The organism is Kitasatospora sp. NPDC004240 (assembly GCF_053603215.1).
Genome location: NZ_JBSGFD010000413.1, coordinates 1 through 2,629 on the forward strand (window position 1 = coordinate 1; position 2,629 = coordinate 2,629).

At 73.0% G+C, this 2,629-nt stretch carries 2 protein-coding genes; both read left to right on the top strand.

The window, feature by feature from the left end:
* The first annotated feature begins 159 nt into the window (after positions 1-159).
* Entirely contained in the window at positions 160-1,734 is a 1,575-nt protein-coding gene (locus ACWEQL_RS42135) for a sugar ABC transporter ATP-binding protein (RefSeq protein ID WP_452156868.1), read from the top strand.
* A partial coding sequence (locus tag ACWEQL_RS42140; RefSeq protein WP_452156870.1) for an ABC transporter permease occupies positions 1,731-2,629 on the top strand: 899 nt, incomplete at its 3' end. The genes ACWEQL_RS42135 and ACWEQL_RS42140, both read left to right, overlap by 4 nt.

Genomic DNA, 2,629 nt, shown 5'->3' on the forward strand with positions numbered 1-2,629 from the left:
GCCCCGGCGACCCTGCAGCCCGGGGCCGGAGACGGCACCCCCGCCGGCCGGGCCGGCCGCCGGCGGGCCACCGCCCGCGGACACGGCGCCCCTGGTGGACGGGCCCTCGACCCCTTGGTGGACGGGCCCCCTCGACCCCCGTACGACGGAAGTGACAGCATGAGCAGAGCCCACGACACCAACCCGGACCCCCGTCCCCCCACCCCTGGCCCGTCCGGCGCCACCGGCGTGCGACAGCTCTCCAAGCGGTTCGGCGCGGTACGGGCGCTCGACGGTGTCACCCTCGACTTCCCGGCCGGCCGGGTCACGGCCCTCATGGGCGAGAACGGCGCCGGGAAGTCCACCCTCCTCAAGATCCTCACCGGCGACCACCAGCCGACCGGGGGCACCGTCCTGCTCGACGGCGAGCCCGTCCAGCTCGCCTCGCCGACCGACGCCCGCCGCGCCGGGATCCGGATCATCCCGCAGGAACCGGAGATCATCCCGCACGTCACGGTCGCCGAGAACGTCTACGCGGGCGCCCTGCCCCGCAGGGCCGGCCGTCGGCTGGACCGCGCCGAGCTGCGCCGGCGCATCACCGCCGACCTGAAGCGCCTCGGCTTCGACAAGGTCCTCGACCCCGACCTGCTCGGCTCACAGCTCACCCCCGCCCAGCGGCAGCTGGTGGAGATCCTGCGCGCCCTCACCGGCGACGCCCGGCTCATCGCCTTCGACGAGCCCACCTCCTCCCTCTCGGAGAACGAGGTGGAGGCGCTGTTCGCGCTCATCCGCCGCCTGCGCGACGACGGGGTCGCCGTCGTCTACGTCTCCCACCGCATGCAGGAGATCTTCCAGCTCGCCGACCGCATCGCCGTCCTGCGCGACGGCGCCCTGGTCGGTGTCCAGGACGCGGCCACCACCGGCGAGGGCGAACTGGTGCGCCTGATGGTCGGACGCGACCTGTCCACGATGTTCTCGCGCGAACGCGTGGCGACGGACCGGCTGATGCTCGACGTCCGGGGCGTGACCACCGACGCCGTCCGTGACATCGACCTGCGGATCCACGCCGGCGAGGTCGTCGGCCTGGCGGGCCTGATCGGCGCCGGACGCTCCGAACTCGCCCTGGCACTCGCCGGCGACCTGCCGATCCGCTCCGGCAGCGTCACCCTCGACGGCCGTCCCCTGCCCTCCGGCGATCCCGGCGCCGTCATCCGCGCGGGCCTGGGCCTCGCCCCCGAGGAGCGCAAGGCCCAGGCGCTGTTCCTGCACCGCTCGATCCGCGACAACACCTCCACCGTCGTCCTGGACCGCCTGCGCCGCTTCCGCTTCGTACGGCGCGGCGCCGAACGCGAACTCGCCCAGGAGTACACCGACCGGCTGCGGGTGCGCACGCCCTCCATCGAGCAGGAGGTGCGCAAGCTGTCCGGCGGCAACCAGCAGAAGGTCGTCCTCGCCCGCTGGCTCGCCCGCCGCCCCAAGGTCCTCATCCTGGACGAACCCACCCGCGGCATCGACGTCGGCGCCAAGGCCGAGATCTACCGGATCATCGCCGACCTCGCCGCCGACGGCGTCGCCGTCCTGGTGATCTCCTCCGAACTCCCCGAGGTCCTCGGACTCGCCGACCGCGTCGTCGTGATGCAGAACGGCCGCATCACCGGCGAACTCGCCCGCGCCGACGCCACCGAGGAGGCCGTCCTCCACCTCGCCATGGCCGACGACCTCGCCACCGCCCACACCCCTGGAGCCCCCGCATGAGCACCACCCGCAACGCCCCCACGAGCACGAAGGCGCCCGACACCTCCGGCCGGGGCCGGTTCGCGGTCCTGGCCTCGGTGGGCGGGCAGAACCTCAGCCTCATCGGCGCGCTGGTCGTGGTGCTCGCCCTGTTCGGCACCCTGAACGACAACTTCCTCAGCCTGAACAACCTCCAGGTCATCGCCGAGGCCGCCACCATCACCGGCCTGCTCGCCGTCGTGCAGACCGTCGTCATCATCTGCGGCGGCCTCGACATCTCCGTCGGCTCCCAGGCCGGCATCGCCTCCGTGGTCAGTGCCATGGCCTTCACCGCCACCGACTCCAACGCCTACCTCGGCATGGCGGCCGCCCTCGGGGTCGGCGTCCTCGTCGGCGTCGTCAACGGCGTGGTCATCGTCTACGGCCGGGTCAACCCCACCATCGCCACCCTGGCCGGCCTCGCCGCGTACAAGGGCGTCGCCCAGCTGCTGTCCGACGGCCGCGCCCAGGGCTACGTCCTCAACGACGACGTCTTCGTCTTCCTCGGCCGCGGCAAGATCGCCGGCCTGCCCGTCATGGTCTGGATCCTCATCCTCACCGCCGTCGCCGTGCACCTGCTCCTCAAGTACACCGACATCGGCCGCAACCTGTACGCCATCGGCGGCAACGACACCGCCGCCCGCCTCGCCGGTATCTCCATCAACAAGTACCTGATCGCCGTCTACGCCCTCATCGGCACCGTCGCCGCCGTCGCCGGCATCCTGCTCACCGCCCGCACCGGCTCCGGCCAGCCCGTCTCCGGCAGCGAGGGCCTCGAACTGAAGGCCATCACCGCCGCCGCGCTCGGCGGCGCCGCCCTCAAGGGCGGCAAGGGCGGCATCGGCGGGACGCTCCTCGCCGTCGCCCTGCTCGGATG